This window comes from uncultured Methanobrevibacter sp., from assembly GCF_937881195.1.
In the GTDB taxonomy this organism is placed as follows: Archaea; Methanobacteriota; Methanobacteria; order Methanobacteriales; family Methanobacteriaceae; genus Methanobinarius.
Map to the genome: position 1 here is coordinate 1 of NZ_CALGFC010000001.1, position 2088 is coordinate 2088.

Below are 2088 nucleotides of genomic sequence, written 5' to 3' on the forward strand. Positions count from 1 at the left end.
TATTTCCAGTACTATTTTCACCAGTATTTGAAGACAATGCTCCACCATTATTACCTGCAGTGTTTTCATTAATAGAAGAATTATAAACATTCACATTAACGGTACCATTAATAGAAGCACTAGAGAATATTCCTCCACCATTATTACCAGCAGAATTATTATATATAATAGAGTCTATAATAGTAACATCAGTAATTCCCAAAGAAGCATAAGCAGAAATTCCTCCACCATTATTACCAGCAGAATTATTATATATAATAGAGTCTATAATAGTAACATCAGTAATTCCCAAAGAAGCATAAGCAGAAATTCCTCCACCATCAGTAACTGCAACATTATTTGATATGATAGAATTTATAATATTGACAGTGACATTAGCACTATTAGAAGATATAGCTAGCCCAGCAAAATAGTTATGTGCATAATTATTAGTAATCAAAGAATCAACAATATTACAAGTAGTATTCGTGTCCCCCGAAGAATATATGTAAATTCCTCCATTAGCAAAAGCAGTATTGTTTGATATAGTAGTATTTATAACATAAATAGTACCATAAGAACCCACGAAAAGTCCACCATTCTCACCAGTAGTAGCAGTATTATTTAAGAAATATGAATCAGAAACATAAAAATACTTACCTGACGAGGAAAATATTCCACCACCATGATTAGCAGAATTATTGATAAAAGAAGAATTAGTAATATTTACATTTCCATTAAAATAAAATCCTCCACCCATATCTGCTACATTATTTTTAACTGTGCAGTTTATGATAGTCATTATTGATAGAACGTTAGTAGAAATGATTGCTCCTCCATGACTAGTTCCACTACTGTTAATGCTATTACCATTAATGAATGTAATATTAATAAAAGTCACATTAAAGTTGTTATTTATTGTGAATATTCTTGATAGTCCTTGGGCATCTAATATGACTTTATCTTTTGTTTTTCCCTGAATTGTAATATTCTTAGTAATAGTCATATTTGTGTTATTATTCCCAGTATATATTCCTTCGTCAAGTTCTATTATGTCTCCAGGACTTGAACTATTTAGTGCACCACTTATTCCACCAGTAGTTGTGTTATTAATTGAGTTGGTAGCTGCAAAATCTGTTTGCATTGTTGTAGCTAACAAAAAAACACTGAAAATAAGTAGACCCAAAATAAAAATTTTTCTATCTAATTTTTTTGAATAATTTAACATTATTCACCTCCAAATAAATAATTTCACATCCTCTAAAAAAAAAATTGGGATGTAAAATTTAGTCAATATATTAAAAAGTTCATGAGAATAACATAGTAATTATTCTCTATAATATAATAGCGAACAACCACTATATAAAACTATCGAAAAATACCGAACACTCACATAAAAGGTTAAAAAATTAATAAAAAACAAACTAAATGCCCCCCCCCCCCTAATGCTGGAAAGTTAAGATTTTTAGTTATAAAGTTCTTAAGGGGTTAAACAGTTTATATAAACTGTTTTCTAATATTATTTATTGGATTTTTTCTTATTTAAAGGTTTCTGAATGGTTTTTCTAATGCCTTTTTTAAAAAATTTTTAAACAAAAAAAATTATCATTTTTTAAATAGTTATTTAATCTTATTTTTCATTTTTAAGTACTATTATTGACTAATAGTAAAATTTATTAGGTATAAATTACTATATATTATTATCAAGGAGTTAAATGGAGCCAATAATATTAGAAAACTATTTAACCGATTAAACAATTTACTTGAAAGTTTTGAAAGCGAAGAAATATTAAAAAAAGGAAGAATATCCGATAAAGATTTCACTAGAAAAAGGAAATTACATTTTGACAAACTAATCCTTTTCATGATAAACAAAAACGGATTAACACAAACATTAGAAGCATACAACTTTACCAATGAATTAAAAATAGATAATTTCACAAGACAAGCATTTTACCAAGGAAGAATGAAACTTAAACCTGAAATATTCAAGATCATGAATAAAAAATTTCTAGAGGACTTTTACAAAAATGAGAACTTTAAAACCTTTAAAAAATACAAATTACTAGCTATTGACGGATCACTAACAGACCTACCCAACAATAAAAA

1 protein-coding gene and 1 pseudogene are annotated in these 2088 nt (G+C 27.2%); one reads left to right on the forward strand and one right to left on the reverse strand.

Features of this window, described 5'->3' with window-relative positions:
- A pseudogene (locus tag Q0087_RS00005) lies at positions 1-1207 on the reverse strand (hypothetical protein); the annotation flags it as partial.
- 636 nt (positions 1208-1843) lie between these two features.
- Between Q0087_RS00005 and Q0087_RS00010 the strand changes: the two are divergent.
- Positions 1844-2088 (forward strand): hypothetical protein (locus tag Q0087_RS00010; protein WP_297896830.1); only part of this gene is annotated, 245 nt, incomplete at its 3' end.